20 protein-coding genes are annotated in these 23,830 nt (G+C 55.9%); 10 read left to right on the top strand and 10 right to left on the bottom strand.

The genetic code is table 11. The features are described from left to right. Positions 1–293: 293 nt before the first annotated feature. The 5 genes from BM403_RS02005 to BM403_RS01985 form a co-directional block, all read right to left on the bottom strand. Positions 294–4,277 carry an NACHT domain-containing protein gene (locus BM403_RS02005; RefSeq protein ID WP_139237933.1) on the bottom strand — a complete coding sequence of 1,328 codons (3,984 nt, stop codon included), beginning with the start codon at positions 4,275–4,277 and terminating at the stop codon, positions 294–296. A 457-nt stretch (positions 4,278–4,734) separates the two neighbouring features. Then, a complete protein-coding gene (locus BM403_RS02000) occupies positions 4,735–5,103 on the bottom strand; it encodes a hypothetical protein (RefSeq protein ID WP_082463679.1) in 369 nt (122 codons plus the stop codon). Between the two features lie 279 nt (positions 5,104–5,382). Further along, a complete protein-coding gene (locus BM403_RS01995; protein WP_093541395.1) occupies positions 5,383–6,129 on the bottom strand; it encodes an AAA family ATPase in 747 nt (248 codons plus the stop codon). A gap of 324 nt (positions 6,130–6,453) precedes the next feature. Further along, positions 6,454–8,097: a GMC family oxidoreductase gene (locus BM403_RS01990; RefSeq protein WP_056861409.1), complete on the bottom strand. Its 1,644-nt coding sequence runs from the start codon at positions 8,095–8,097 to the stop codon at positions 6,454–6,456. A 256-nt stretch (positions 8,098–8,353) separates the two neighbouring features. After that, positions 8,354–9,313 carry a LysR substrate-binding domain-containing protein gene (locus BM403_RS01985; RefSeq protein ID WP_234010441.1) on the bottom strand — a complete coding sequence of 320 codons (960 nt, stop codon included), beginning with the start codon at positions 9,311–9,313 and terminating at the stop codon, positions 8,354–8,356. Positions 9,314–9,462: 149 nt separating this feature from the next. Between BM403_RS01985 and BM403_RS01980 the strand changes: the two genes are divergently transcribed. The 3 genes from BM403_RS01980 to BM403_RS01970 all read left to right on the top strand — a co-directional run bounded on the left by BM403_RS01980 (position 9,463) and on the right by BM403_RS01970 (position 11,770). After that, positions 9,463–10,320, top strand: a complete 858-nt coding sequence (locus tag BM403_RS01980; protein ID WP_056861411.1) for an SDR family NAD(P)-dependent oxidoreductase — start codon at positions 9,463–9,465, stop codon at positions 10,318–10,320. A gap of 2 nt (positions 10,321–10,322) precedes the next feature. Then, positions 10,323–11,066, top strand: a complete 744-nt coding sequence (locus BM403_RS01975) for an SDR family NAD(P)-dependent oxidoreductase (RefSeq protein ID WP_056861412.1) — start codon at positions 10,323–10,325, stop codon at positions 11,064–11,066. 122 nt (positions 11,067–11,188) lie between these two features. After that, on the top strand, positions 11,189–11,770 hold the full coding sequence (locus BM403_RS01970) for an NADPH-dependent FMN reductase (protein WP_065883890.1): 582 nt from the start codon (positions 11,189–11,191) through the stop codon (positions 11,768–11,770). A gap of 197 nt (positions 11,771–11,967) precedes the next feature. Here the strand turns inward: BM403_RS01970 and BM403_RS01965 are convergent, their stop codons facing one another. Then, positions 11,968–12,675: an efflux RND transporter permease subunit gene (locus BM403_RS01965; RefSeq protein ID WP_256577108.1), complete on the bottom strand. Its 708-nt coding sequence runs from the start codon at positions 12,673–12,675 to the stop codon at positions 11,968–11,970. Between BM403_RS01965 and BM403_RS32060 the strand changes: the two genes are divergently transcribed. Continuing rightward, positions 12,655–12,951, top strand: a complete 297-nt coding sequence (locus BM403_RS32060) for a hypothetical protein (protein ID WP_256577107.1) — start codon at positions 12,655–12,657, stop codon at positions 12,949–12,951. The two genes, BM403_RS01965 and BM403_RS32060, sit on opposite strands and share 21 nt — an antisense overlap. A gap of 71 nt (positions 12,952–13,022) precedes the next feature. On the opposite strand, the gene BM403_RS01960 is transcribed toward BM403_RS32060, so the two are convergent. After that, positions 13,023–13,460 (bottom strand): GNAT family N-acetyltransferase, encoded by a 438-nt coding sequence (locus BM403_RS01960; protein WP_056861406.1) that lies wholly within the window; start codon positions 13,458–13,460, stop codon positions 13,023–13,025. A gap of 461 nt (positions 13,461–13,921) precedes the next feature. On the opposite strand from BM403_RS01960, the gene BM403_RS01955 reads away from it, so the two are divergent. The 5 genes from BM403_RS01955 to BM403_RS01935 all read left to right on the top strand — a co-directional run bounded on the left by BM403_RS01955 (position 13,922) and on the right by BM403_RS01935 (position 18,449). Further along, positions 13,922–14,236, top strand: a complete 315-nt coding sequence (locus BM403_RS01955) for a zinc-binding dehydrogenase (protein WP_236708867.1) — start codon at positions 13,922–13,924, stop codon at positions 14,234–14,236. 63 nt (positions 14,237–14,299) lie between these two features. Beyond that, positions 14,300–14,617, top strand: coding sequence for a hypothetical protein (locus tag BM403_RS01950; protein WP_056861405.1), 318 nt, complete (start codon positions 14,300–14,302; stop codon positions 14,615–14,617). A gap of 338 nt (positions 14,618–14,955) precedes the next feature. After that, entirely contained in the window at positions 14,956–16,086 is a 1,131-nt protein-coding gene (locus tag BM403_RS01945; RefSeq protein WP_015884712.1) for a carbon-nitrogen hydrolase family protein, read from the top strand. Then, positions 16,083–17,111, top strand: a complete 1,029-nt coding sequence (locus BM403_RS01940; RefSeq protein WP_093541393.1) for an AraC family transcriptional regulator — start codon at positions 16,083–16,085, stop codon at positions 17,109–17,111. The genes BM403_RS01945 and BM403_RS01940 overlap by 4 nt, the downstream gene beginning before the upstream one ends. Before the next feature lie 333 nt (positions 17,112–17,444). Continuing rightward, the gene (locus tag BM403_RS01935; RefSeq protein ID WP_043205565.1) at positions 17,445–18,449 is read left to right on the top strand and encodes a transketolase-like TK C-terminal-containing protein; all 1,005 of its coding nucleotides are present in this window, start codon (positions 17,445–17,447) and stop codon (positions 18,447–18,449) included. Positions 18,450–18,699: 250 nt separating this feature from the next. Here the strand turns inward: BM403_RS01935 and BM403_RS01925 are convergent, their stop codons facing one another. Next, entirely contained in the window at positions 18,700–19,170 is a 471-nt protein-coding gene (locus BM403_RS01925) for a MarR family winged helix-turn-helix transcriptional regulator (protein WP_015884715.1), read from the bottom strand. 145 nt (positions 19,171–19,315) lie between these two features. On the opposite strand from BM403_RS01925, the gene aceE reads away from it, so the two are divergent. Then, positions 19,316–21,976, top strand: coding sequence for a pyruvate dehydrogenase (acetyl-transferring), homodimeric type (gene aceE / locus BM403_RS01920; RefSeq protein ID WP_093541388.1), 2,661 nt, complete (start codon positions 19,316–19,318; stop codon positions 21,974–21,976). 1 nt (position 21,977) lies between these two features. Here the strand turns inward: aceE and BM403_RS01915 are convergent, their stop codons facing one another. Both BM403_RS01915 and BM403_RS01910 read right to left on the bottom strand, forming a co-directional pair. Beyond that, positions 21,978–22,769 carry a DUF2242 domain-containing protein gene (locus BM403_RS01915; RefSeq protein WP_093541386.1) on the bottom strand — a complete coding sequence of 264 codons (792 nt, stop codon included), beginning with the start codon at positions 22,767–22,769 and terminating at the stop codon, positions 21,978–21,980. 89 nt (positions 22,770–22,858) lie between these two features. Next, positions 22,859–23,758, bottom strand: coding sequence for a LysR family transcriptional regulator (locus tag BM403_RS01910; RefSeq protein WP_046035624.1), 900 nt, complete (start codon positions 23,756–23,758; stop codon positions 22,859–22,861). Positions 23,759–23,830: the final 72 nt, after the last annotated feature.

Below are 23,830 nucleotides of genomic sequence, written 5' to 3'. Positions count from 1 at the left end.
TTATCGTTTAATTGTCGCTTGCAGTAGATCGAGCTCGATTCTTTGAGAGCTGCGGCGGGGCCCTCTGAAAAGGGTAACAGCAAGCCGTCGTGGAGTTATAGAAATATTGGTTCAGAAATGCAGTCGTCATCTTCCAGAATTCACTACCATGTCGACAACAACCCGAAACTGAACGGCCGCTTCTGACCGTCTATAATTGTCTGCTTTTGGCTGATAGAAGCCCCCCATGACAGGTCGCTAGGCCTCGCTTGATAGCCAATTCGATAAAAGGTGCGGGGAGGGATAAAGCGATATCACCTTGAGAGATCAAGCACGTGGACATCAATTAGGCCGTGAAGCTCTGGGGGCATGGTTGTCGATATTGCGCTGCAAAGCTCCTCGGGAGTCGTATACCCATGGTTAGTTTTACCGGCTACTTTGACGTCTGCCCCGAACCATAAAACCAGGTAAATACCTTGCGAGGCCGCATCCGGGTGGACAGCGTACAGATCGTTCAACTGGTTAGCCGCGGCGGTGAAGAGCTTCGGGTGCCACTGCCCTTTAACTTCGCAGACGAGGAGATGGCTGCGGCCGTCAATAATTTTGGTTGCGGTAAAGTCGCATCGATTTGAGCCAGCCATATGATGCTCGATGACTACCGACGTATTGAGTGCCGTCATGCGCAGCTGGAGCCTTTCTACTATCCTATTACGCGCAGTGTTTTCATCTACGCGCTTGCCCTGCGGCCAGAACATCTCTAACGGATCGGTTTCTGCACCCTTGAGCCACCGCTGTGCTAATTCCAACTCCTCAACAAGCAAGGCTCTCATATCCTCGACGGACGCAATGCCGCCTTCATCTATGAGCGCAAATATTTCAGAGGGCGTCGCTAATCTAAAATCACGCACCCCCTTTTTACGGATGGCAGCCATTTTCATACTGCGCAGATCATTGTAGAAATCAGAAAATCTGGAATCTGAAAGCATTCTATTGATGACGGGAATGCTCCTGATAGGGTCATCCTGCTCAATTCGCCAAATCGCATCTCTGATGAAGCGGTACGCCGTTTCTTCTTTTGGCGAGTCTGAACCCCAAGACCTAGGCAGAGGGACTTTCGGCCAAACCAATACGTAGGTCTCGACAATCAGAAATATTTTATTTGCATTGAGTGTTGGCCAGCCTGTTGCTTCGCCGTGGTTGAACCGGCCAGCGCGCTGTTCCACAAAAAATATGCTATCAGCTTCGGACAAGGCATCACTCCACATATCGAATGCATCGGTATCGGAAAAGAAAAAATGTCGCAACGCCCAGAATTTTCTGCGCGCTTTTGTAACATCGTCCTCTGCTTTACCTGCCGTCCAGAGCAGTTCCTGACAACGCTTTTCGATCAGTGTGACCAAATACGAGCGGCTGCAGACCTTCGCGCAGAGATCAAAAAGTCTGCCAATCGTTTCCAGCGGTGCGCTGTTGTGCTGTTCGAGCCATTCGGCGCCCAATTTAGATTGTAAAAACTGAAAGGCAACTTTATGTTCAAGAAACCATAAATTATTGTGCTCCCCTTGAGGATTTGAGAGGGTGGGCTCAATAAACTCGCGTGCGAACACTTCGATATCTGTTTCGGATTGAAAAATCCGAGCATCAACTTCCGCCTCCAGCAACTCGATTTCACCGTTTCTGTAGCACCTCGCACCTCCGAGATCGGTTTTCACGGCACGCAAGATTTTTTCGTCTATGTCCGCGAGTGACCCGTTCATACGGAAATGAATCAAACAACCGGCGTGTAAAACACCCACTATATGTTGTCCATGTCCCCTTGCGAGTTCTCCAAGCGTTGGAGTATGTGTCGAGCGCGAGACAATGCAGTTGGCGAGAGCTTTTTCTGCTGTGTTGATGTCGTCAACAATCCTCGGCAGATCCTCGGGGAAATAGAGATAGTTTTGTGCGAAATGCTGATTCCACCACCAATCGACGCCTTGCTCAATTCGACTTCGATTGGCTTGGAGGTGGGCTAGGTTAGAATCCCGGACCAATTGGTCTCGAAGCTTGAATCGTTTATTGCGTCGCAAAAATTGGAGAGGGTGTTGGGAACTGCGCCAATGACGATCGAGCCGAATCCATTGCGCCATAAACTCTGGCTTACCACGAGCCTGGGCGCGCATCTTAAAGCGCAGAGTGTCCTGTTTTTTTTCTTTTGAGTGCCGGTTGTGGGGGGGCACGAATGCTTCCCAAAGCTTTAAGTTATTGGTATTGAAGCCATAATCAACGATGGCGTCGACATCCTGATGTTTGAACCGTAGTCCCTCATGAGGGGAGCCCCAGCGTAGATGGCAAATCATTTCCCAAATCTGGCTAGGTTGCGTCGTATTTTCAAACGCCAGAATGTGTATTGATTGCCGCAACTCATCGTTTTCTTGTAAAAATGCGACTGCACGGCTCTCCTTAGAGGACGCCTCGCGTTCAAATTTGAGGTTTTTTGACCAGCCCCAGATGTGCTTAGGATTGTGCTCTTCCTCGCCAAGCTCGAAATATTGATCAAGCAAGCGAGCGACAATTTTGCTAATGCTTGTGCGGCAATGGCAATCAAACTCGCTCGCCGCGTTGCAGGTGCAGGTCAAGCCGGCGGTCAGATGGTCCAGAAGCCAGACAGTGTGGTCATAGCTGAGGGAGTTAACTAACTGTGTAATGAAGTAACGAACATCGGTGCTTCGTTGCGGCCCGGAATCAAATATAGCATCACCTAACAACGCAAACTGACGGAGAAGCCGGAGAATTAGGTTCTTTTCTATGGGGCGCAATGAGGGGGTGCTGACAAAGCTCGCCGCAATCATCAATGCATCAGGGCTACCCTCGTCGAGTAGCTGCTCGAAATCATTTATTGAGCGATAGCCTGGCACTTTCGATAGGCATCGATGGGCGAGCAGTCGGCTGGTAAATTCGTTGGCTGAATTGAGCATGAATACTCGAAGGTCGACGGTCAGCGGTTCGACCGCTTCAGCGTTGTGTAACAGTTCGAGTATGAGCTGGGGGAGGTGCGAATCATCGCTACGGCCGCGCAGAATAATTTTGATGTCGTCGACTACATCGTCAGTAAAAAAACCGACGAGATTGAATTGGCGCCACGCATCCGAACGCCGAAAATAGGGGTCTGACTCAGACAATTTACGCAGGCTGCGCAGTAACAGTTGCTTTGATTTTGCCGTGAGCTGTGCTGGATCACCGTTGGCCAACACTGCATAGGGATCAATTTCTATGATTGTTTCTTGTAATGCTTGATTACCCAGAGCAGCAAGCCAACCAAGCAAGCCGCGAAGTTCGTCCCGGACGACCGAATTTGGCGCAATTAATGCCAGACACCGGCGTAGAGACAATCGATCGGTAGGATCGCTGATACGTTGCGCGATGTATTGAGCGGCGCAATATTCGGCTACTATCCGGTGCGCAGGCTCGTGAAAATCAGCATTTACTGTCGAGGTGAACACTCGGCTATTAAGGGCACTGAGAGCATGGGTGCTCTCTTTGATGACGCTGCAAACGTAGGGATAGCCACGCTCATCCAGTTGCTCGACAGTTGAAACACCGGTCGAGCCTGATAACAATAGTTTTGCGAACATTTCCGATGCTGCTGAAACGACCTGCGAGATCGGTGGTCTCCTCGTTTGACTGCCCCCTTTGCCATCATCACTGGCAAGCCGGTCGATTGCGTCTTTGAAAATCTGATGCTTTGAATGGAAAAACCTACCGCCTTGTATATAGCCTTCGACGAACAATTTGAAAAACATCGGGTTGCCGAGGATCGGCAATAGCCCGAATCTCGTTGCTTCACTCAGGAATGCTTCGAATTTTTCCTCGGGAAAAAGGCTCTCGAATAACTCCCTTTGTTCACTCTCATCGAATGGGCTCAGACGCACGACGTTAGGTTTGATGCCAAAGCAGTCTTCTATGAAGCGATTTCGTTCATTGCCCCACTCAGATGACCGACTAGCAAACACGACAGTCGACGCTTGCGACTCGAATGTCTTGACGATGGTTTGTTCGACTGCAGACGGGTCTTGTCTCGCGACCTCATCCAGCGCGTCTATCACGATCACCGCAGACGTCGGGACGGTTGTGCTGTAACGAAAGATGCTAGCCCGCTGGCTTCTGACGCCTAATCTTCGTGCAAAACTGTTAAGAAGCTCCGTTTTGCCTGCACCAGGCTCTGCCAGTACGACGATGATCCCCCCTTCAGATAAGCAATCGGATTCTGAAATGGGGTCTTCTCCGACGAAAAGTCTCCGTTCAATGTAGTAGTTTTCCATGCTGCTAATTCCCGGAGTGATCGCTTTCATGTTGGTGAAATTCTATTCGTATACGTTCCATAAGCCTATCCATGCTTTGCCAGACTCTAGGTGCAGGAGTTGCTAGGGAGAGAGAGTCGACCCTATGCACATGCGTGCTTTCCGGCAGGAGGGAAAATGGAATTGATGTAGCAGAAGCTCACAGATGTTGCAGATCAAAGGTATGCTTACGGGCGCATAGCTGTAGGTAATGGGCTGAGGAAAAAGCGGCAGCAGTAGACTGAAGGTTACGAAGTCGTTACCAAGGTGTATCTCGCCTCTGCTGGTGTAAGCGTCATTGCCCGCGAGAGACCGCTTTTGGCCGATTGCTGCCCGTTGCGAAGGGCGGCAATCGGCCAACAGCAGTCGTTCACGGGAGGCGGCTCTCGACCCACAGCAGTAATCTCGCATTGATTTAAAGCAATGCCTCCTGCCCATCCTAAAATCGTGATGGCAGTTCATTTCCGGCCTGGGCATCCGAAAAGACCTCATCTGGATCTGCCTGACACCAATATCTGAAAAGTAGGCGAGGCTCGATATTTCCGAAATATTGATCCACGATGCTCTCGGGGCGCACGACCAATTTAGGTTCTGGCCATTGCTGGGCTAAAACACCTAATGGTTTGCCAGATGAATAAACAACCCAAGTGGCCTTGCCTCCACTGATACGAGGTAGGTAGTCCATATCTTGTATCACTTCGATCAAGGTGCGCAGTGTTGCTGATTGATCGAATGTGATCGATATTGCATGACTTTCCAGATCATCTCCCGCATGAACGCTATCTCGATCAACGGCAACTACCAACATGACTGCTCCTTTTAGTGGTGTGCTTTCACCAGATCGATCAGCGTATAGACATCAGCGGCTAACTGTCGAGTGCGCTTCTAGCCGAAACCTGCCGTACCAGGCTACCGCTTTCGGCAAGAAGTGGCCATTCTCCTCAAAATCGGCGGCATCTCGATCTACGCTAAACAAGGCAATAATACCGTCGTACTTATTAAGCCGCGATCGGCAACAATTCATTTTTTTGCGCCAGCGATCTTGATAAACGCTCTAGCCATCGATGCTCTTCAGTGCCTGAACTAACTAAAAATCATGCTTCTCATCAAATAGTTTGCTCATAAAGCTTTCAGGGTTAGCAAAGTAACTTTTCATAATTAGGTAGTTTTCAGTTTCTGAATATTCCTTCTCTACCAATCCACTATTGGTAAACTCCCAAATTCTGGCGCCCGGGTAAGCAATTAAAATTGGTGAGTGAGTTGCAATTATGAACTGCGAATTTTGTTTTGCGAGTTCCGCTATACGTACCAGCAGAGATAATTGGCGTTGGGGAGATAGCGCAGATTCAGGCTCGTCTAGTAAATACAATCCGTTTCCTCCGAATCGATGTAAAATCAGATCCATAAAAGCCTCCCCATGAGACCTCGTATGAAGATCGTTTCCACCGTATGAGTCCTTAATAGCTGGCCCGCCAGGTCCGCAATCCAACTTATTCATCTCTGTAATTACATTATAAAAACTTTCTGCGCGATAAAAATAGCCATCTCGAGGTCGCTTTGCTGTGCGTGACAAGCGCAATGCCTTGGACAGTAGGGATTTTTCATCGCTGGAAGAAAACTTGAAATTCTTACTGCCTCCCTCATGATTAAAGCCACATGAAACTGCAATAGCCTCTAAGAGGGTTGACTTACCGCCACCGTTTTCTCCAACGAAAAAATTTATCACGGGATGAAGCTCGATTTTGCTAATTGATTGAATTGAAGGCAAATAGAAGGGGAAATTATTCTCTTCTCTATAGTTCTCTAAGATTTCAATTCTCTTAATGTAAGGCATTAACTTCCTGGCTTTATTTATCTTATTTAATGGTTATATTTATATGTGTGATACTTAGGGTAATTATAAATAGTCTTTCTGTAGTTTGGCTCTTTTTTATAAGCACTAGATATGTCCGACATAAAAATAAACCATTCTTGGCTCGCGCCGCAGTTGCGGCGCTGTTTCGGCCAAACTTCTAATTTGCAATTTATCGTCTATTGACGGCGTTTGCTCAACGGTCTCCGTATATTTTATTCAATTTCAGATTATGGTTCTTATTGCAGAGTTCGGCTTTAGCGATCCAATCATTGATGCTCCAGTTTTACGCTGCGTTCGGGGAAATTATCGAGTCAGGTGGGCACCAATGCGTTCGGCTAGCATGATAGTAGTAAGATTTGTCGCCACCGATGGGATATCCGGGATGATAGAGGCATCCACAACACGCAGTGCCGCGATACCTCGCACCGCGCCCCAATTGTTGACTACGGCGGCCTTGTCACCGTCCGCGCCCATCGGCACGCTCGACGTGGGGTGCTGATAGCCGGCGACATTGTTTACGATGTTTTGTCGCAAAGCCTTGCCTTCAAGTACGCTGCTACCCGGTGTCATTTCATGGTCAACCAAGTCAGCAAACGGTGCACTGCGGCCAATCTTGCGAGACAGTTCTACAGCTTCGACCATGCGATCCAAGTCATTTTCCTGTTCAAAAAAGTTGTACCGAATGTTCGGCGCAACTCGGGGGTCACGGCTGGTCAAGCGTACGCTACCGTTGGATTTAGGTAATGTGACGGCGCATGCCAGCACTATCGCACCGCCGGTAGGGCTTGCCTTTGGGTCGATCAGGTGTGTACCGGAGATATGTAAGTCCAGATCGTCCGGTGCGGCGTGTTGCGAACGAGTCCAGGCGATGGCGCCGCCGGCTGGGGTCATAGCAATTGCGGAGGTCTTCAGCGCGTAGACGTTGAAGAAAAACGGATGTTCTTGCAACCGTTCACCTACCGGTAGATCAGCGACGGTGGCGATTCCCATCTCGCGAAGATGGCCTTGTGGGCCGATACCGGAACGTAGCAGGATAGCGGGGCTGCCTATGGCACCGGCCGACAAGATTACTTCGCCGGCTGGAACTATCTCGCCGTCTACTAGCAATACACCTATGGCGCGTTCTCGTTCTATCAGGACGCGGTCGGCTTCAGCGTGGCCGCGGATAGTGAGGTTGGCGCGAGCCCGCACGTCTGCACTCAGGTAAGCCATGCCGGTATTGATTCGGGTGCCGTTGATGACATTCAACGGGTAGGGACCTACGCCGTGCTGGCGCGCGCCGTTGAAGTCATCCACGAGCGGCAGTCCAACTGACTCGGCAGCCGCCACGAAAGCACGCATTGAGATAGTATTCTGCGCAGCAGTGCGCTGACGCACTGGAAATGGGCCGGTACGGCCATGCCATGCATCTTCGCCAGTTGGCGTGTTTTCCATCGCTCGGTAGGCGGACAGCACTTCCGGCCAAGCCCAACCTTCGATTCCGCGTCCGGCCCAGCGCGCAAAGTCGGCAGGACGCGCACGCATCGCCACAGCAGCATTGACCGCGGAGCTACCACCGATCACTCGGCCGCGTGGGATGGCTATGTCGTGACCTATCCGAGCTGAGTCGTCACTATGGTAATGCCAGTCGTATTCGGGAGAGGCGGCAACTAGGTCGGCGTTCGTCAGCACTGCTGGATACCGGTCGGGCGCAAAGTCGGGACCTGCGTCGAGCAGCAGCACACTGCGCAGCGGGTCGGCACTGAGACGTGCTGCAAGGACGGCACCGGCAGATCCACCACCGACGATCACCACGTCAAACTGCTTGCCAGTCCGAGGGGTCTCTTTAGTTTTACTGGAGCTGCGCGTTGCACTAGAGGCAAACGTAGCAGCGCCTGCCGTCATTGCAACCAGCACTGCCTGTGCTCCCAAAGCTATCGCGCCGCGTCGTGTGATTGTCAAAGTCATAGATTCCAGATCAGGTATCGTTAGTGCCGTCGAGGATGAGAGGCAAGAAACCATGGTAGGAACGCGTACCTGACCCAGCAAGACGGGGTTTCTGGAATCTGTGTCCGGTGGAATGGACGTCGAGAACTCCCCCTATCTTCGGCGCCTACCCGCTCGGTAGTGCCGCCGTAGTTGCTGTATTCGGTAAAAAAATGTGCTGTATTCACGGAGAAGCCGCTGCAACGATTTGCCCAGCGTATTAAGGATGGCTTTACAGCTAGAGGATCTTGGGAAACTCCGAAGCCAAGTGATCCAAGAAAACACGTACTGACGGCAGTAATCCTTTGCGGGAAGGTACCAGTGCAGTGATCCTGGCATCGCCAGCTATCCATTCGGGCAGAACTCGATGAAGCTCACCACGCGCAACGGCCGCCCGCGCGATGTAACTCGGCAGGGCCACAATCCCAAGCCCGCTGATAGCTGCATGTTGCAGGCTGAGCATGTCCTCGCTTTGCAGCCGCGGCATGATGGGCACAGCAATTTCTTCGATCGATAAAGTGACATGGCGCAACCGCCAGTTCATGGGGGCATTAGCTCGCGCAAAGAAAATCGAGGCGTGGCTGCTTAGCTCCGCTGGCGTGGCCGGTGCGCCATGTTCGGCCAGATAGCTTGATCCGGCGAACAGAAACCAGGGAGCGACCCCGAGCATGCGCTGGACAAGATCGGAGTCCGGCAATGGAGCCTCATGCGCCCGGATGGCGACGTCGTAATTTTCGCCAACAATATCGATGGTTCGATCGGCTGCATGAGCGACCATATTGATCTTGGGATAGACACGAAGGAAGTCAGCGATCATGCCCGCCATGGCGAAATTCATGGTCGCGACTCCAGCGGTACACCGGATGGTCCCGACGGGCTCCAACAACCGCTGACGCACTGACATTTCTGCCATCTCCGCTTCTCGCAGCGCTGCCAGTGCGTGCTGGTAAAACTCTTCTCCTGCCTCGGTCATACCGAAGCGACGCGACGTTCGGCTGAGCAAACGCACACCTAATTCGCCCTCCAATTGTTGCATGCGGTGGCTAAGCGTTGACTTGGGCATACCGGTACTTGCAACTGCGGCAGTAAACCCACCGCGATCGACCACATTGACAAAAATAAACAGATCGTTCAGGTCCAGCCGATTCACGTATGGCCCAATCATAGGAAGGCAATTTTTAATCTTGAAGAGTTCCAAGGGTACCGTCTAGAACTATGTGGTTATTCGGCAATGTTTCGCTGGGAAGGAGCGTCCAATGAGCGGGAAGTTGAATCTGGCCAAACCGGCTTGTTGGGGGGAGGCCCAATACCTAACATCCGGTGAATAGCCAAACCCCGGAGCAGAGAATGAAATCAATAAATGGCAAAGTCGTCCTCGTTACTGGTGCCTCATCGGGATTGGGGCGCGAGTTAGTGCATCAACTGCTGGAAAAAGGTGCGCTAGTCGCAGCCACCTTTCGCAAGCAAGAAGAAGTGGATTTCTATAACGGTAAACATGCTGCGCAGGGCATGGGCGTTTTGGTAGACGTGACAGACGATGTGGCGGTCAAAACGGGTGTGGCCCAGGTGCTGGATCACTTTGGACGTATCGACATTGTCGCCAACTGTGCGGGTGCTGGCACAGTGGGTGCAGTTGAAGAAATGACGGATCGAGAAGCGCGGCGTGTATTCGATCTGAATTTCTTTGGCGGCCTGAACATCATTCGCGCTGTAACCCCTGCGATGCGCAAGCAGCGCAGCGGGCACATCATTCAATTCTCCGCAATCGGTGGCTTCATTGGCTACCCGGGCATGGGCGTGTACTCGGCCGCTAAGGGCGCTACTGACATCCTGGGGGAAGCACTGGCAGGTGAACTTGCACCCTTTAACATCGCCACGACTGTGTTGACCATCGGTGTATTCGAGACCCAATTTGCGGGTCGCTCACTGGCTTACGTCGAGCAAAAAATCGATGACTATGAAGGCACACCCGTCGGTAAGTTCCGTGTAGCTATAGGTGGTCTGCAAGGTAAGCAGCCGAATGTTCCAGGAAAAGGGGCTTTGGCGATTATCAACCTGATGGAGGCGGATCATCCACCCGTACACGCGGCCTTGGGTGCCGATGCGATGGGCGGAATGCGTGCAAAAATGGCCAAAGTCGAGCAGGAACTTGTCCAGTGGCAGGGCAACGCAACCTCTACAGAACGCAGCATCAACGGAATCTGATCATGCGAATGACCAACAAAGTTGTACTGATTACCGGCGCATCGCGCGGGCTCGGATTATCCCTGGCACGTCGTTTTGCCAGAGAGGGGGCTTCCGTTGCGTTGACGTACAACACTGACGCTGCCGCAGCCGACCGAAATGTCGAGGCTCTCGTTGCTGAGGGCGCTCAAGCAATGGCCATCGGGGGAGACATCAGCGACCCGGACGCTGTCAAAGCCATATTCGCAGCAGTGCTGGCTCGATTTGGGCGCATCGATATTGTCGTGGCCAATGCCGGGCGGGAGCTTATCGACACACCGATCACGGAAATCGATAACGCGATGTTCGAGGCTGTCACCAAAACCAATGTGTTTGGCACCTTCTATACGCTTCGCGAAAGTGCGCGCCATGTTACCGATGGTGGACGCATCATCGTGATTTCGTCCACTACGACGATCGTACCGAACGCAGGCTTCACCGCGTATGCCGGAAGCAAAGCCGCCGGCCGGCTTTACGTTGAATGTCTCGCGCAGGAAATGGGCAAGCGTAACGTCACGGTGAACGGTGTGGTACCGGGGCCGCTACGTGACGCCGGTGTCATCGCAAACCTTCAGGAAAATGACTATCAGGCATTGGCACAGTTGTCGCCATTTGCGCGCTTGGGCTCTGTCGCCGATGTCGAAGGCGCCGTGCTTTTCCTGGCAAGTGACGATGCAGCTTGGATTTCCGGTCATCACCTGGTTGTCAACGGCGCCGCCAAAGTATAGGGCAGACCCACATGACCAGGCGGTGGGGCAGTCCTCATCGTTCGGCCACCGTTCGACGTCCGTTTTTTTGTTCTTTTCAAATTGATTACCCCCTTTAAAGCCACTTAAATCAAGGTCCCATCATGTCGCCTAAAAAGATTGCCGTCATTGTCGGCAGCCTGCGCAAAGAGTCGTTGAACCGCCTATTTGCTCAAGAAGTAATCGCGCTTGCGCCACCGAGCCTTTTATTAGAAATAGTCGAGATCAATGAACTGAATCTGTTTAACCAAGACTTGGAAGAAAACGGTAAGAGTGCCCCTGAAGCCTGGACTCGTTTTCGCCAAAATATGGCGTCGAAAGATGGAGTACTGTTTTTCACTCCCGAATACAACAGGTCAGTTCCTGGTGTATTGAAGAACGCCATTGATATTGGTTCTCGCCCTTACGGCGAGTCTGTGTGGGCAGGCAAACCCGCAGCTATCGTAAGCGTATCGCCCGGTGCCAGCGGCGGCTTCGGTGCTAACCATCATTTACGTCAGTCTATGGTATTTCTGGACATGCCACTTTTGCAGCAGCCGGAAGCGTATATCGGTGGGGCGACAAGGCTACTGGGGCCAGGCGGAAATTTGAATGACGACGGAACTACTCAGTTCTTGAAAAAATTCATTGACGCCTTTGCTGCATGGGTCGAAATCAATACCGCCAAGTCAACGGGTTTAATCTAGGGTGCTAGAAACTCTCTGCTTTGGCTGATCTAAGGCGTTGTATGAGTCGTCTCAGGTTTCACGTACGGCCTTAGTGTCCGCTAATGGCCGATTTCTGCCTTTCGTCACCGCTAACTATGGGTTGTTTGTTACAAGTCAGAATGGCTTTAATTGCAAAACCCCGACCGGGTGCAGAGTTTTTTGGGCAGTTGAGGGTTTCAAAACGTAACCTCAGCGCGGTCGAGCAGTGTTTTTCGACGCCAGCGTTCAAACCATAGATAAACCACCGGCGTAGTGTACAGCGTCAGAATCTGTGACACCGCCAGGCCACCGGCAATTGCGATGCCCAATGGCTGGCGCAACTCGGAGCCGGCACCGTGCCCGAACGCCAGCGGCAAGGCACCCAGCAAGGCAGACAGTGAGGTCATCAGAATCGGCCGCAAGCGCAACAGGTAACCTTCGCGCACCGCATCTCGGGGCGACAGGCCCTGCTGCTGGGCCTGCAACGTGAAGTCGACGATCATGATCGCGTTCTTTTTGACGATACCAATCAGCAAAATCATGCCGATCATCCCCAGCACCGATAGATCCTGACCACAGAGCATCAATACCAGCAGTGCCCCGAAACCAGCTGACGGCAAGGTAGATATGATGGTTAACGGGTGAATAGCATTCTCGTACAGCACACCCAATACGATGTAAACCGTGAGGATCGCCTCGACAATCAGCCAGGGTTGTGACTTTAATGAATCCTGGAAGGCCTGAGCGGCGCCCTGGAAACTACCCAGCACGGTATCGGGCATTGCGACGGCCAGGGACGCCTGATTGATCGCCGTGACCGCTTCACTCAGGGCATGGCCGGGCGCGAGGTCGAACGACAGGGTAATGGCCGGGAACACGCCCTGATGGTTGATGATGATCGGCACTTATTCGGTCTTGACGCTGGCCAGCAGGCTCAGTGGCACCATGGCGCCGGAACTTGCGCGGACAAACAAATGTTCAAGAGTGGCGGCGGATGTTTACCAGCTCGGGTCGAGTTCAAGGAACACGTGGTTCTGATCAAGCTGGGTAAAAATTATCGCAATCTGTCGCTGACCGAAGGCGTCGTAAAGCACGTCGTCGATGGCCTGCACCTTTACGCCCAGCCGTGGGACGGTGGATTACCAGGGTCGATTGGGCGATGGCCTGTTGCTGCTTCGTAAGCGTCCGCCAAACACACCTTGCGCAATTGGCCGGGCGCCCATCTAACCGTCTCGATACCTTTATTCTCGCTTTACTTCAGTTGCTTCTCAAAACGAATGTCACCTTCCGGTAGGTTCTTCACGGGCTGCCAGCCAAGGCTTCTATAGAATCCGCTCGCACGGCTTGCTTCAGCGGTTTCTAACCATATCTTCTGATGGCGTTGAAATAGAAAAGACTCTGCTTTGTGCATCAGATTGCGCCCCAACCCGTACCCTTCGAATTCCGGCAAGACGAAGACCGCGAATACGCAACCATCTTCAATATCGACCATCGAAAAACCGACTGGAACGCCACTGACCTCCGCGACCCAAGCGCACGGATTCTCTGAAATTGCCTGACTTATAGCTTCAGGCGTTATGCCTATCTCCGTTAACTGATCTTGAGATAAGTGATTTTCCCGAACACTGGTTCGAATCTTAAAAATCGCATCGATATCGGCAAGTTTGGCAAGCCGGATTACTGCGTCCATGGCATCTTCCTTTTTTCCATCCGTGTGATGAAAGCATCCTTACATATCTGGGCTATCAAGGGTGGCTCCAATCGTGTGGCAACAACTCCCCAATCTCACTTGCCCGCTGTGTCGGCAGTTTCCGAACGACCACGGACCTGCCACATTCGGGTTGCTCATCCAGTATCCGGAGGCGCACTGAATACCAGCCACTGCCACCCAGATCCATGTCATAAATCGCCACTCGCGATCGCTCGCACACCCAGTGCAAATGGGGGCAAAAATGGGGGCATGATTCTATTTTTTCTGGCTGTAAATACCGCTTTAGAGCCTAGTAAAAATGTTTTTTGGCTATCCTGGGAGTCTTTAGGCCTCGTCGGGCTGGCTGTTCATCTGATCATTTTTGCCCCTCCACAAACCATGGAGCTCCATTCACTTCCAGTGGATTGCTACATTGGGGGCACATCTGAGGGCATGCTTTGGTGTTCGATACCGTTGGCAATGGGTATGCCGAGCGTTCGTTGTCGGTGCTCAAGCCGAACGGCATCGTAGTGACGTCAATGGGCCTCAGTCATGCTCACATGCCCGCGTTGGCGGCTGCTTCCGGATTGCGCTTTTCTAGCGTTGCGGTAGAGCCAGATGGAGCGGGTCTGCAACAGTTGGCGGCGTGGGTGGGGTCCGGCCAATTGACGCCACACGTTAGCCACGAATTGCCACTTAGCGAAGGCGCACAGGCGCATGCGCTGGTGGAGCAAGGAAGCACATCGGGCAAGGTCGTGCTGAGGGTCACACCATGAGCGCGCCATCCAACCCGTCGCTAACTCCCCCCGTGGTTAAACCAGTTAGCGACCGACGCGACCATGATTTCGTCAGTACTCGAACGTACGGTCGTAGGGAGGGATGCGATCATCAAAGTCATACAGGCCGCTGGCGCGCTGTATGAGACTCACTCGGTTACCTTCAGTGCCAGCTTCGGGAATCGGGAACTGTTCGAATATGAGGCGCAGGCGTTCGGCAACGTCGCCGTGCACGGTGTGGTGACACTGACACGAGGCTTGGAAGGAGAAATCGTCGCCGTTGGCGTTCACCACGGTCCGTTGAGCGCGGTAAACAAACTTTCTTCAGCTTTTAAAGAGCGTTTGGGCACAGAACTGGGCGCTGAATATTTCCCGTACTGAGCATCGGTTGTTTTGGCTGTAGCGCCTTTTCCACTTCAAAAAGCAACCGGCGACTTTGGTTGCGTGAGGCACTGGACCGAAAAGTCGGCCTATCGAGAGGCGATGAGCCTTAGGCAACAACTGCGTGCGAGGGCTTCTGAAGCTTGTGTCATTTGAGATCCCGTAATCACTGCGAATTCCATAAGTGAAGCTCAAGTTCGGCGAGAAAGTCAGAGTAGCTGCAAAAAAAAACTCACTTAATCTGAAAGATTAGCCGTAACTGATTGATATGCCGTCGGGCAAAATCTCATAATGAGTGATTACCCACGCCCTGCACACGGTCTGTTGTCTGTTCCCCCATGCGTAAACTTCTAGCTTTTACCGTCACCATGGCCCTGGTCGCCGCCGTCGCCGCGTATCTGGTCTGGACCCAGGAGCGCCCCGTGGCGCATTACCTGTCGGACCTGCGTATCACCCTCGCCGTCAACGAAGGCCTGCCCGCCGACCGGGGCAACTTGCTGGGCATCCAGCCGGAGCTGTTTCCCGCCGACTACCAGAGCCTGGAACGCCTGCACCTGAAGCTCGCGGCCTACCTGCAAAAAGCCCGCGATCAGGGGCTGATCAACGACAAGACCATCGTGGTGCTGCCTGAACATATCGGCACCTGGCTGATGCTCACCGGCGAAAAGAACGAGGTGTACCAGGCGCTCCACGTGAAGGATGCGATGAATTGGCTGTCGGTCAGCAACCCGCTGCTGTTCGCGCGCGCCTGGATCAGCGCGACGGGCGACAACCGCACAGACGACGCCTACCTGCGCATGAAAGCCTCCGGCATGGCACGGGACTATCAGTTGGTGTTCGGCGGCCTGGCCAAGGAATTCGGCGTCACGCTGGTGGCCGGTTCCATCACCCTGCCCAACCCGAGTGTCAGCCAGGGGCAGCTGCAGGTCGGCCATGGCGCGCTGTACAACGCCAGCCTGGTCTTCAACGCAGACGGCTTGCCGGTGGGCCAGCCGCAGCGCCAGCTCTACCCGATCTACGATGAACGCGGCTTTATCGAGCCCGGTGACGAAAACATCGTCAGCGTGGTCGACACCCCGGCCGGGCGCCTGGGGGTGCTGGTGGGCAGCGACAGTTGGTACCCGGACAACTACCGCAAACTCAACGAACAAGGCGCGCAGCTGATCGCGGTGCCGGCCTTTGTGCTCGGCCGCGATACCTGGGACCGCCCTTGGCGCGGCTTCAAAAGCGTGTCCACCCCGACCGAAATCAGCCTCAAGCCCGAAGAACTCAGTGAGGGCCAAGCCTGGCACCGCCTTACGCTGATCAGCCAACAACCGGTCAGCCAGGCCAGCGCCGGCATGAGCGTGTTCCTGCGCGGGCAGTTCTGGGACTTGGGCACCGCCGGGCACAGCTTTCTCAGCAGCAATGGACAGGTCAGCGCCGATGGCGAAGCCCGTGGCGCGCGCCTGTTGAATATCTGGTTGTGAAACCGGTACGGCTGGGGGATCTGTCGGTGGGCTTCGTGCACACCTTGGCCGATGCCATCCACAGCCATGGCCTGGACCCGCAGCCGCTGTTGCTGCAATACGGACTCGACCCGGCGCGCCTCGCCGAGGCCGGTGCCCGCTTGTCGATCCCGCGCTACATGCGCCTGGGCCATGCGGCCATTCAACTCACTGGCGACCCAGGCCTGGGCCTGCGCATGGGTCAGCTCAGCCGCTTGAGCCAGGCCGGGCTGGCGGGCGTCACCGCCGCCCAGGCGCCCAACGTGCGCGAGGCGGCGCGTGCGCTGACGCGCTTCGAAGCACTGTACGGCTCCAATTATCGTGGGCAGTCGAGCTTTGTCGAAGATGCCGAAGGCGCCTGGCTGCGCTTCTATTCCATCAGCCCCTACAACGCCTACAACCGCTTTGTAGTGGACTCGATCATCGCCGGCTGGCTGCATCAATTGTCCAGCCTGGCCCAGCAACCGGTGCAGGCGCAGCGCATCGATATCGAGTTCGAAGCGCCGGAGTACAGCGAACACTACAACGCGCTTGGCGACGTTCACTTCGGTGCCGACGCCAATCAACTGCGCCTCAACCAGCACACCCTGGCGCTGCGCAATCCGCAACACTGCCCGAGCACCTGGCAATTGCTGTTACAGCTGTGTGAAAGGGAATTGGAACAGTTGACCCGCACCCGCAGCCTGCGCGAGCGCATTACCCGGTTGCTCGGGCCGATGCTCAATGGCGGCCGGGAACCCGACCTGGAAGAAGTGGCGGCACGCCTGAAGCTGCCGACCTGGACGTTGCGCCGCAAACTGGCCGAAGAAGGCACTCAGTTCCGCGCGATTCTCAACGATACCCGCCGCGACCTAGCCATGACCTACATTCGCGATACGGAACTGGCGTTCGGCGAGATCGCCTACTTGCTCGGTTTTGCCTCGGCCCAGGCGTTTCAACGAGCCTTCAGGCGGTGGAACAACCAGACCCCAGGGGAATTTCGCCGCAGTCAGCGGCATTCCGCCTGAAGCCGGTCTTACAGCTCTGTCGCATCGTCTGCGGGTTCCAGCGGGTCCAACTCAATCGCGCGGTACTCGAGCAGTTCTTCCTGGTAATCGTCCATGGTGGACTCCTTGTTGAATTAAAAGCGGCTGCTGATTAATGACCTGCACAGCCAGCCTAAAGTGCCGTCATGACGAAAAAATGTCTGCACCATGACGTTCCTGCACTCAAGGATTAAACGTAGCAGCGTTACAGGGATTTAGCACCTGGGCTTTGAAGAACTATTGCAATCATTGCAATTGCAACCACATGCGAATTTCCATTAGGGTAATGGCATTCGTCGCCAGGTGACCCTCTCCATGACCGCCGCTACCGTAAACGCCGCGCAGCTCTGTATCGACGCCTTGAGCACTGCTGCCGCCGCCAGCCGTTCACCGCTGTACACCGTGACACGCATGGCCGACACCCTCGAATTCAGCCGACACGCCTGGGTGATCCGCGGCCAGTCACGCTCACGCCGCGCGGGTCACTGGCCCGGCTGGTTCGCCCGTAATACGGCGGAAAAACCTTTGTTGTACCTGCACAGTGCGCAATCCTCCGCACAGCTGAGCGCGCTGTCGGACGTCACCCAACAGCGCGGCATCCTGTGCAACGACATTGAAAACCAGCCCTCCCGTTGGCCCAAAGGTGCGCAGCCGTCCTTGCCGTTGTGGCTGGCCACTCATCCGCGCTGCACACCGTATGACCCGGCCTCGGGGGACGAAGCCCAAGCGATTGTGCTGGCGGCGCTGCGTACGCTGTATGTCGACGGCAAGCCTGGTTTTTACTACCTGGCCCTGCATGATCATGACAATACAGCGGCCCTGAATGAGCAGGACCGTGAAGCTGCGCTCAAGGGTATGTACCCGCTCCAGCAGGACACGCCAGGGGATGTGCGACTGCTCGGCGCAGGCCGCGCGCTGGAAGAGGTCGTGCAGGCCAAGCGCTTGTTGGAACAGGACTGGAATATCACCGCGCAACTCTGGAGTTGCCCCAGCTACACACGGCTGGCCCGCGAGGCAGCGACCGCTGAACGCTGGAATCGCCTGCATCCCGAGGCGCCCAGGCGCAGTTGCCATTTGCGTGATTGCCTGGCGGGGAATGCAGCGCCGGTGATTGCGGTGACCGGCTATCCGCAGGCGATTGTCGATCAGTTGGCGGGGCACGTGCAGGCGCGGTTCGTGGCATTGGGGGCGGGCTCGGTGCAGACGGCGGCGCCGAGTCGGTATTGGATTGTGGTGTCGGCGCTCAGGGCGTTGGCGGATGAGGGGCGGATTGATGCCCTGCTAGTGGAAAAAGGCATCAAGCGGTACGTCCTGAAATGAACTGGAATGCGATCAAAAAATGTGGGAGCGGGTTTGTTGTGGTGAGTGGGGCTTGTCCCCCGACGGGTTCACCGACGATCCCAGGGGCTGCTTCGCAGCCCAGCGCAGGGCAAGCCTGCTCACCACAGCAAGCCTGCTCACCACAGCAAGCCTGCTCACCACAGCAAGCCTGCCCACCACAGCAAGCCTGCTCACCACAACAGGCCTGCTCACCACAACAAGCCCGCGCCCCATTTGAACTCCATGTTTCTCAGACTTTGCGGCGGCTGCGGGTCTGCACGCCTGCGTCCATCGCCAGCCCCGCCGTGCGTTCCAGCGCATCCGCAAACCCCTGGCGCTGCTCCGGCTCGAGCTGAGACAGAAACAACTCATCCACCGTGCTTTCGTAGATCTTCCACATCTTTTTACGCAGCACCCGGCCGGCATCGGTGATCGAGGCAAACGCCGCGCGGCCATCGCCGTCGGAGCGGGAACGCACCACCAGGCCGTCCTTTTCCAGACGGTCGACCAAGCGCGTGAGGTTGTAGCGCTCGATGGCCAGCACATCGGCCAATTCGTGCATGCGGCGGGTGCCGTCGGGGCCGCTTTCCAGGCCCCACAACGCGTCGTACCAGGCATACGGCGGCAGGTCCGCCGCTGCCAGGCGCCGCTCGATTTCACGGATCACCGTCCTGTGAGCCCTGACAAAACGGAACCATACATCCGGCTCTTTCGACGACATGCAACACCATCCGGGGAATTTCAAGAAGGTTGCAATAGTAGCTCATCCCGCGCTAGATTCGATCATGTAGTTGCAATTGCAATTACTTTGTCGGCACTCCCACAAGGAGCCCGCCACTTGAAATCTGCCTACCCTGGAGCCTCACATGACCCCGAACAACGCAGTCAGACGCGACGACGATCCGCAGGAAACCCGCGAGTGGCTGGAGTCCATCGAATCGGTGCTGTCCACCGAAGGTCGCCCGCGCGCGCATTACCTGATCGATCAGTTGCTGGATTTCGACGTGGCGCGGCATGGCGACTTCTACGGGCGGGTGACCACGCCCTACGTCAATACAATCCCGGTGGACCGTCAGTTGCCCTACCCCGGCAACCTGGCCATCGAACGCCGTACCAATGCGTTTATCCGCTGGAATGCCATGGCGATGGTATTGCGTGCAGGCAAACATTCAGGTGTCGGTGGGCATATTGCGACCTATGCGTCAGCCGCGGTGTTGTACGACGTAGGCTTCGACCACTTCTTCCGTGGCCGTACCGACAGCTTTGACGGAGACCTGGTCTACATCCAGGGCCACTCCTCTCCCGGCATCTATGGTCGCGCCTACCTCGAGGGCCGCATCAGCGAAGCGCAGCTCGACAACTTCCGCCGCGAGGCCGGTGGCGACGGTATCTCGTCCTACCCGCACCCACGACTGATGCCGGACTTCTGGCAATTTCCCACGGTGTCCATGGGCCTTGGCCCGATCACCGCCGCCTACCAGGCGCGCTTTATGCGTTACCTGGAACTGCGCGGCCTCAAGCAACACCTGGGCCGCAAGGTCTGGGCATTTCTCGGTGATGGCGAAATGGACCAGCCGGAATCCCTGGCGTCCATCTCCCTGGCCGGGCGCGAGAAACTCGACAACCTGATCTTCGTGGTCAACTGCAACCTGCAGCGCCTGGACGGCCCGGTGCGCGGCAATGCCAAGGTGATCCAGGAGTTCGAAAGCCTGTACCGCGCCGCCGGCTGGAACGTGATCAAAGTGATCTGGGGCGGTGGCTGGGACGCGCTGCTGGAGAAAGACCAAAGCGGGCTGCTGCGCCAACGCATGATGGAATGCGTGGACGGCGACTATCAGAATTACAAATCACAGAACGGCGCTTACGTGCGCGAACATTTCTTCGGCAAATACCCAGAATTGCTGGCGCTGGTTGCGGACATGTCCGACGACGACATCTGGAAACTCTCACGGGGCGGGCATGACCCGGACAAGGTCTACAACGCCTACGCCGCTGCCGTGCGTCACAGTGGACAGCCTACGGTGATCCTGGCGAAAACCGTCAAGGGCTTTGGGATGGGTGAGGCCGGCGAAGGCCAGAACATCAACCATCAATTGAAGAAAATGGGCGCTGATGCGGTAAGGGCTTTCCGCGATCGCTTTGGCCTGGAAGTCGCTGACGAGCAGCTCGCCGACATTCCCTACCTCAAGCCCGCAGCCGACAGCGAAGAAGCCCGCTACTTCGCCGCACGCCGCCAGGCCCTGGGCGGCTACGTACCGGCGCGCCACAGTGCGGTCGAGCCCCTGCAGGTTCCCGAACTGTCCGCCTTCGCCACCCAACTCAAGGACACCGGCGAGCGCGCGATCTCCACCACCATGGCGTTTGTGCGCATCCTCGGCACCCTGCTCAAGGACCCGCACCTGGGCAAACTGATCGTACCGATTGTGCCGGATGAGTCGCGCACCTTCGGTATGGAGAGCCTGTTCCGACAGATCGGCATCCACTCCGCCGTAGGCCAGCTCTACACCCCACAGGACGCAGGGCAATTGAGCTACTACAAGGAAAGCAAGGACGGACAGATCATGCAGGAAGGCCTGAATGAATCCGGCGCCATTTCCTCGTGGATTGCGGCGAGTACGTCCTACAGCAATCACGGCCTGATGACGGTGCCGTTCTATATCTTCTATTCGATGTTCGGCTTCCAGCGGGTCGGCGACCTCGCCTGGGCGGCCGGTGACGCGCGGGCGCGCGGCTTCCTGCTGGGGGCCACGGCCGGGCGCACCACGCTGATGGGTGAAGGCTTGCAGCATGACGATGGGCACAGCCATATCCTGTCGTCGGTGATTCCGTGCTGCGTGTCTTACGACCCGACGTTTGCCTACGAGCTGGCGGTCATTATTCGCGAAGGTATGCGGCGGATGTATGTGCAGCAGGAGGACATTTATTACTACATCACCCTGCTCAACGAAAACTACCCGCACCCGGCAATGCCCGAAGGTGTGGAAGACGGCATTCTCAAGGGCATGTACCGGCTCAAGGCCAGCCAACAGGCCCAGGTGCAACTGATGGGCAGTGGCTCAATCCTGCGCGAAGTGATCGCGGCGGCGGAGCTGCTGGAGAAGGACTTCGGCGTGCAAAGCGCCGTGTGGAGCACCACCAGCCTCACCGAATTGCGCCGTGACGGGCATGAGGTGGAACGCTGGAACCTGCTGCACCCGCAGAGCGAGCCACGGGTGAGCTACGTGGAGCAATGCCTGGCCGGGCAAACGGGGCCGGTGGTGGTGGCGACGGACTACATGAAACTCTTCGCCGATCAGATTCGCCCCTTTGTCCCCAACCGGCGCTTTGTGGCGCTGGGCACGGACGGCTTCGGGCAATCGGATACCCGTGAAAGCTTGCGGGCGTTTTTCGAAGTGGACCGGCATTTCATCGCGCTGGCGGCCTTGAAGGCACTCGCGGATGACGGCGTGATCGGCCGTGAAAAAGTCAGTGAGGCCATCAGCCGCTACGGGATCAACGTCGACAAGGCGAACCCCGTAGCGGTCTGAGTTACTGCGCAGGCGTCGGCAGGGGCGGGATCGCTTCTGTCGGCGCTGGCAGGTCCGGGTTGGTGGCTGCGGGTGCGGGCTCTGCTTGCGGTGCAATCGGCGCGGCCTCGGCAGGCGGCGTGACGGGTTGCGAAACGGCAGGCTCTTCCTTCGCCTCCTTCGCCTCCTTCGCCGGCTCGACCTTCTCGGCAGCCGGTGCCACTTTAGGTTCCGGCACCCCCAGTTCAGCTTTCGGCTGCTCGGGAATATGCGCAGCCTTCTTCACTTCCTGAGGCAGGAACACATCCACCAGCGCAAAGTAGCGCTCGTAGAATTTCGGCGCCGAGACGGTTTCGCTTGCCACCTTCACCATCGAATCATCGGTGGAGCCGATCGGCATCGACACCGACCCCAGCACACCCACCCCCACACTCGCGGAGTTGTTGACCTTCTTCAGCGCGTAGCGATCCTGCAAGGCATTGGCGAACATCGTCGAATGGTTGGTGCCTTTGCCATCATCGGCACACACCACGTTGAAGCTGATTTGCAGATGGGTCTCGCCCGTCTGCTGAAAGCTCTTGTTACCCACGACTACTTTCGCATCGTTACTGGTGATGATGTAGCCCTGGCTCAGCAGGGCACGCCGCGCGGCCTCGCACGCCGCGACATCACTGACCGGGTAATCCCGCGAAAACGTGCCGGAGTCGTCGAAACTCTCATGTTCATAGATAGCGGTCTTGGGTGACGAGCAGCCCGCGGCGCCCGCCAACACCAGCGCCACCCCAAGGCTACGCAAGTAAAATGATGTCGACATTGAAAATCCCGAGGAAAACAGTCAGGGCGGTATTGTGCAACAGAACGAGGCCTTGGCGCGCGCATTCCTGTCGGTAAAACGTCACAGCCTCACACGACGCCGCTCGTAGGAAAAAGCCCAGCGCACATATGATCGATAAACACCCGCACTTTGGCCGTGGCATGGCGACTTGATGGCCATAACATCCAGAAACTGCCACGGTGCTCGATACAGTCGTCCAGCACCCTTTGCAGGCGCCCCTCACGCACCGCGTGGTTGACCATATAATCCGGCAGGCAAGCGATTCCCAATCCTTCGAGCACCACATGGTTGAGGGACTCGATGGTCGTGCTGACCAGTGGGGTGCGCAAAGTGGGCTCCGACGCACCGGGAGCCAGGTGCAAAGGCCAAGGCTCCAGTTTGCCCGTGGCGCAGAATTTGTGGCGAAGGCAGGCATGTTCGCTCAACTGCTGCGGGTGCTGCGGGGTGCCATGCTCACGGAAATAGCCCGGGGTGCCCACCAACACCAGCTGATAGTGCCCCAGGTGACGGGCCATCAAGCGTGAATCTTCCGGCTTGCCCGTACGAATCACCGCGTCAAAACCTTCTTCGATCACGTCCACCATACGGTCGGAGAAATCCACATCCAGCTCGATCTCCGGGTAGGCGCGCATAAAGTCACTGAGCACCGGCATCAGCAAACCGCGCACTTGCGGCACGCTGATGCGTAACTTGCCACGGGGTGTGGCGCAGGCCTCCGTCAGTTCCCGTTCGGCAGCCTCGACCTCAGCCAGGATACGCCGCGAACGCTCGAGGAACAGCGCGCCTTCGCTGGTCAAGGTGATGCTACGGGTACTGCGGTGAAACAGCCGAACCCCCAGGCGCTGTTCCATCCGCGCGATGCTTTTGCCGATGGCCGAAGACGACACGCCGAGCAGACGGCCGGCGGTGGTGAAACTGCGCGTCTCTGCCACCTGCACGAATACCGAAAGGCTGCCCAGACTGTCCATGATGTGCCCTTTGAGATTGCGGACACCGAAGTCCGATAAGTTCGGAACCTTAGCCTGTTTTTCCGCCGACCA

The organism is Pseudomonas sp. OV546, assembly GCF_900116845.1.
Classification (GTDB): Bacteria; Pseudomonadota; Gammaproteobacteria; order Pseudomonadales; family Pseudomonadaceae; genus Aquipseudomonas; species Aquipseudomonas petroselini.
The sequence above is the reverse complement of the archived record's forward strand: the minus strand, read 5'-3'. Positions and strand labels throughout refer to the sequence as shown.

Coding starts and splice junctions, on each gene's coding strand:
- BM403_RS01925 (WP_015884715.1), bottom strand. CDS start 19,170: ATGTCGTCGAAAGAGCCGGATGTATGGTTCCGTTTTGTCAGGGCTCAC.
- BM403_RS02005 (WP_139237933.1), bottom strand. CDS start 4,277: ATGGAAAACTACTACATTGAACGGAGACTTTTCGTCGGAGAAGACCCC.
- BM403_RS01935 (WP_043205565.1), top strand. CDS start 17,445: ATGACCGCCGCTACCGTAAACGCCGCGCAGCTCTGTATCGACGCCTTG.
- BM403_RS01980 (WP_056861411.1), top strand. CDS start 9,463: ATGAAATCAATAAATGGCAAAGTCGTCCTCGTTACTGGTGCCTCATCG.
- BM403_RS01915 (WP_093541386.1), bottom strand. CDS start 22,769: ATGTCGACATCATTTTACTTGCGTAGCCTTGGGGTGGCGCTGGTGTTG.
- aceE (WP_093541388.1), top strand. CDS start 19,316: ATGACCCCGAACAACGCAGTCAGACGCGACGACGATCCGCAGGAAACC.
- BM403_RS01970 (WP_065883890.1), top strand. CDS start 11,189: ATGTCGCCTAAAAAGATTGCCGTCATTGTCGGCAGCCTGCGCAAAGAG.
- BM403_RS01960 (WP_056861406.1), bottom strand. CDS start 13,460: ATGGACGCAGTAATCCGGCTTGCCAAACTTGCCGATATCGATGCGATT.
- BM403_RS02000 (WP_082463679.1), bottom strand. CDS start 5,103: ATGTTGGTAGTTGCCGTTGATCGAGATAGCGTTCATGCGGGAGATGAT.
- BM403_RS01910 (WP_046035624.1), bottom strand. CDS start 23,758: ATGGACAGTCTGGGCAGCCTTTCGGTATTCGTGCAGGTGGCAGAGACG.
- BM403_RS01950 (WP_056861405.1), top strand. CDS start 14,300: ATGATTTCGTCAGTACTCGAACGTACGGTCGTAGGGAGGGATGCGATC.
- BM403_RS01995 (WP_093541395.1), bottom strand. CDS start 6,129: ATGCCTTACATTAAGAGAATTGAAATCTTAGAGAACTATAGAGAAGAG.
- BM403_RS01975 (WP_056861412.1), top strand. CDS start 10,323: ATGCGAATGACCAACAAAGTTGTACTGATTACCGGCGCATCGCGCGGG.
- BM403_RS01945 (WP_015884712.1), top strand. CDS start 14,956: ATGCGTAAACTTCTAGCTTTTACCGTCACCATGGCCCTGGTCGCCGCC.
- BM403_RS32060 (WP_256577107.1), top strand. CDS start 12,655: ATGGTTGATGATGATCGGCACTTATTCGGTCTTGACGCTGGCCAGCAG.
- BM403_RS01990 (WP_056861409.1), bottom strand. CDS start 8,097: ATGACTTTGACAATCACACGACGCGGCGCGATAGCTTTGGGAGCACAG.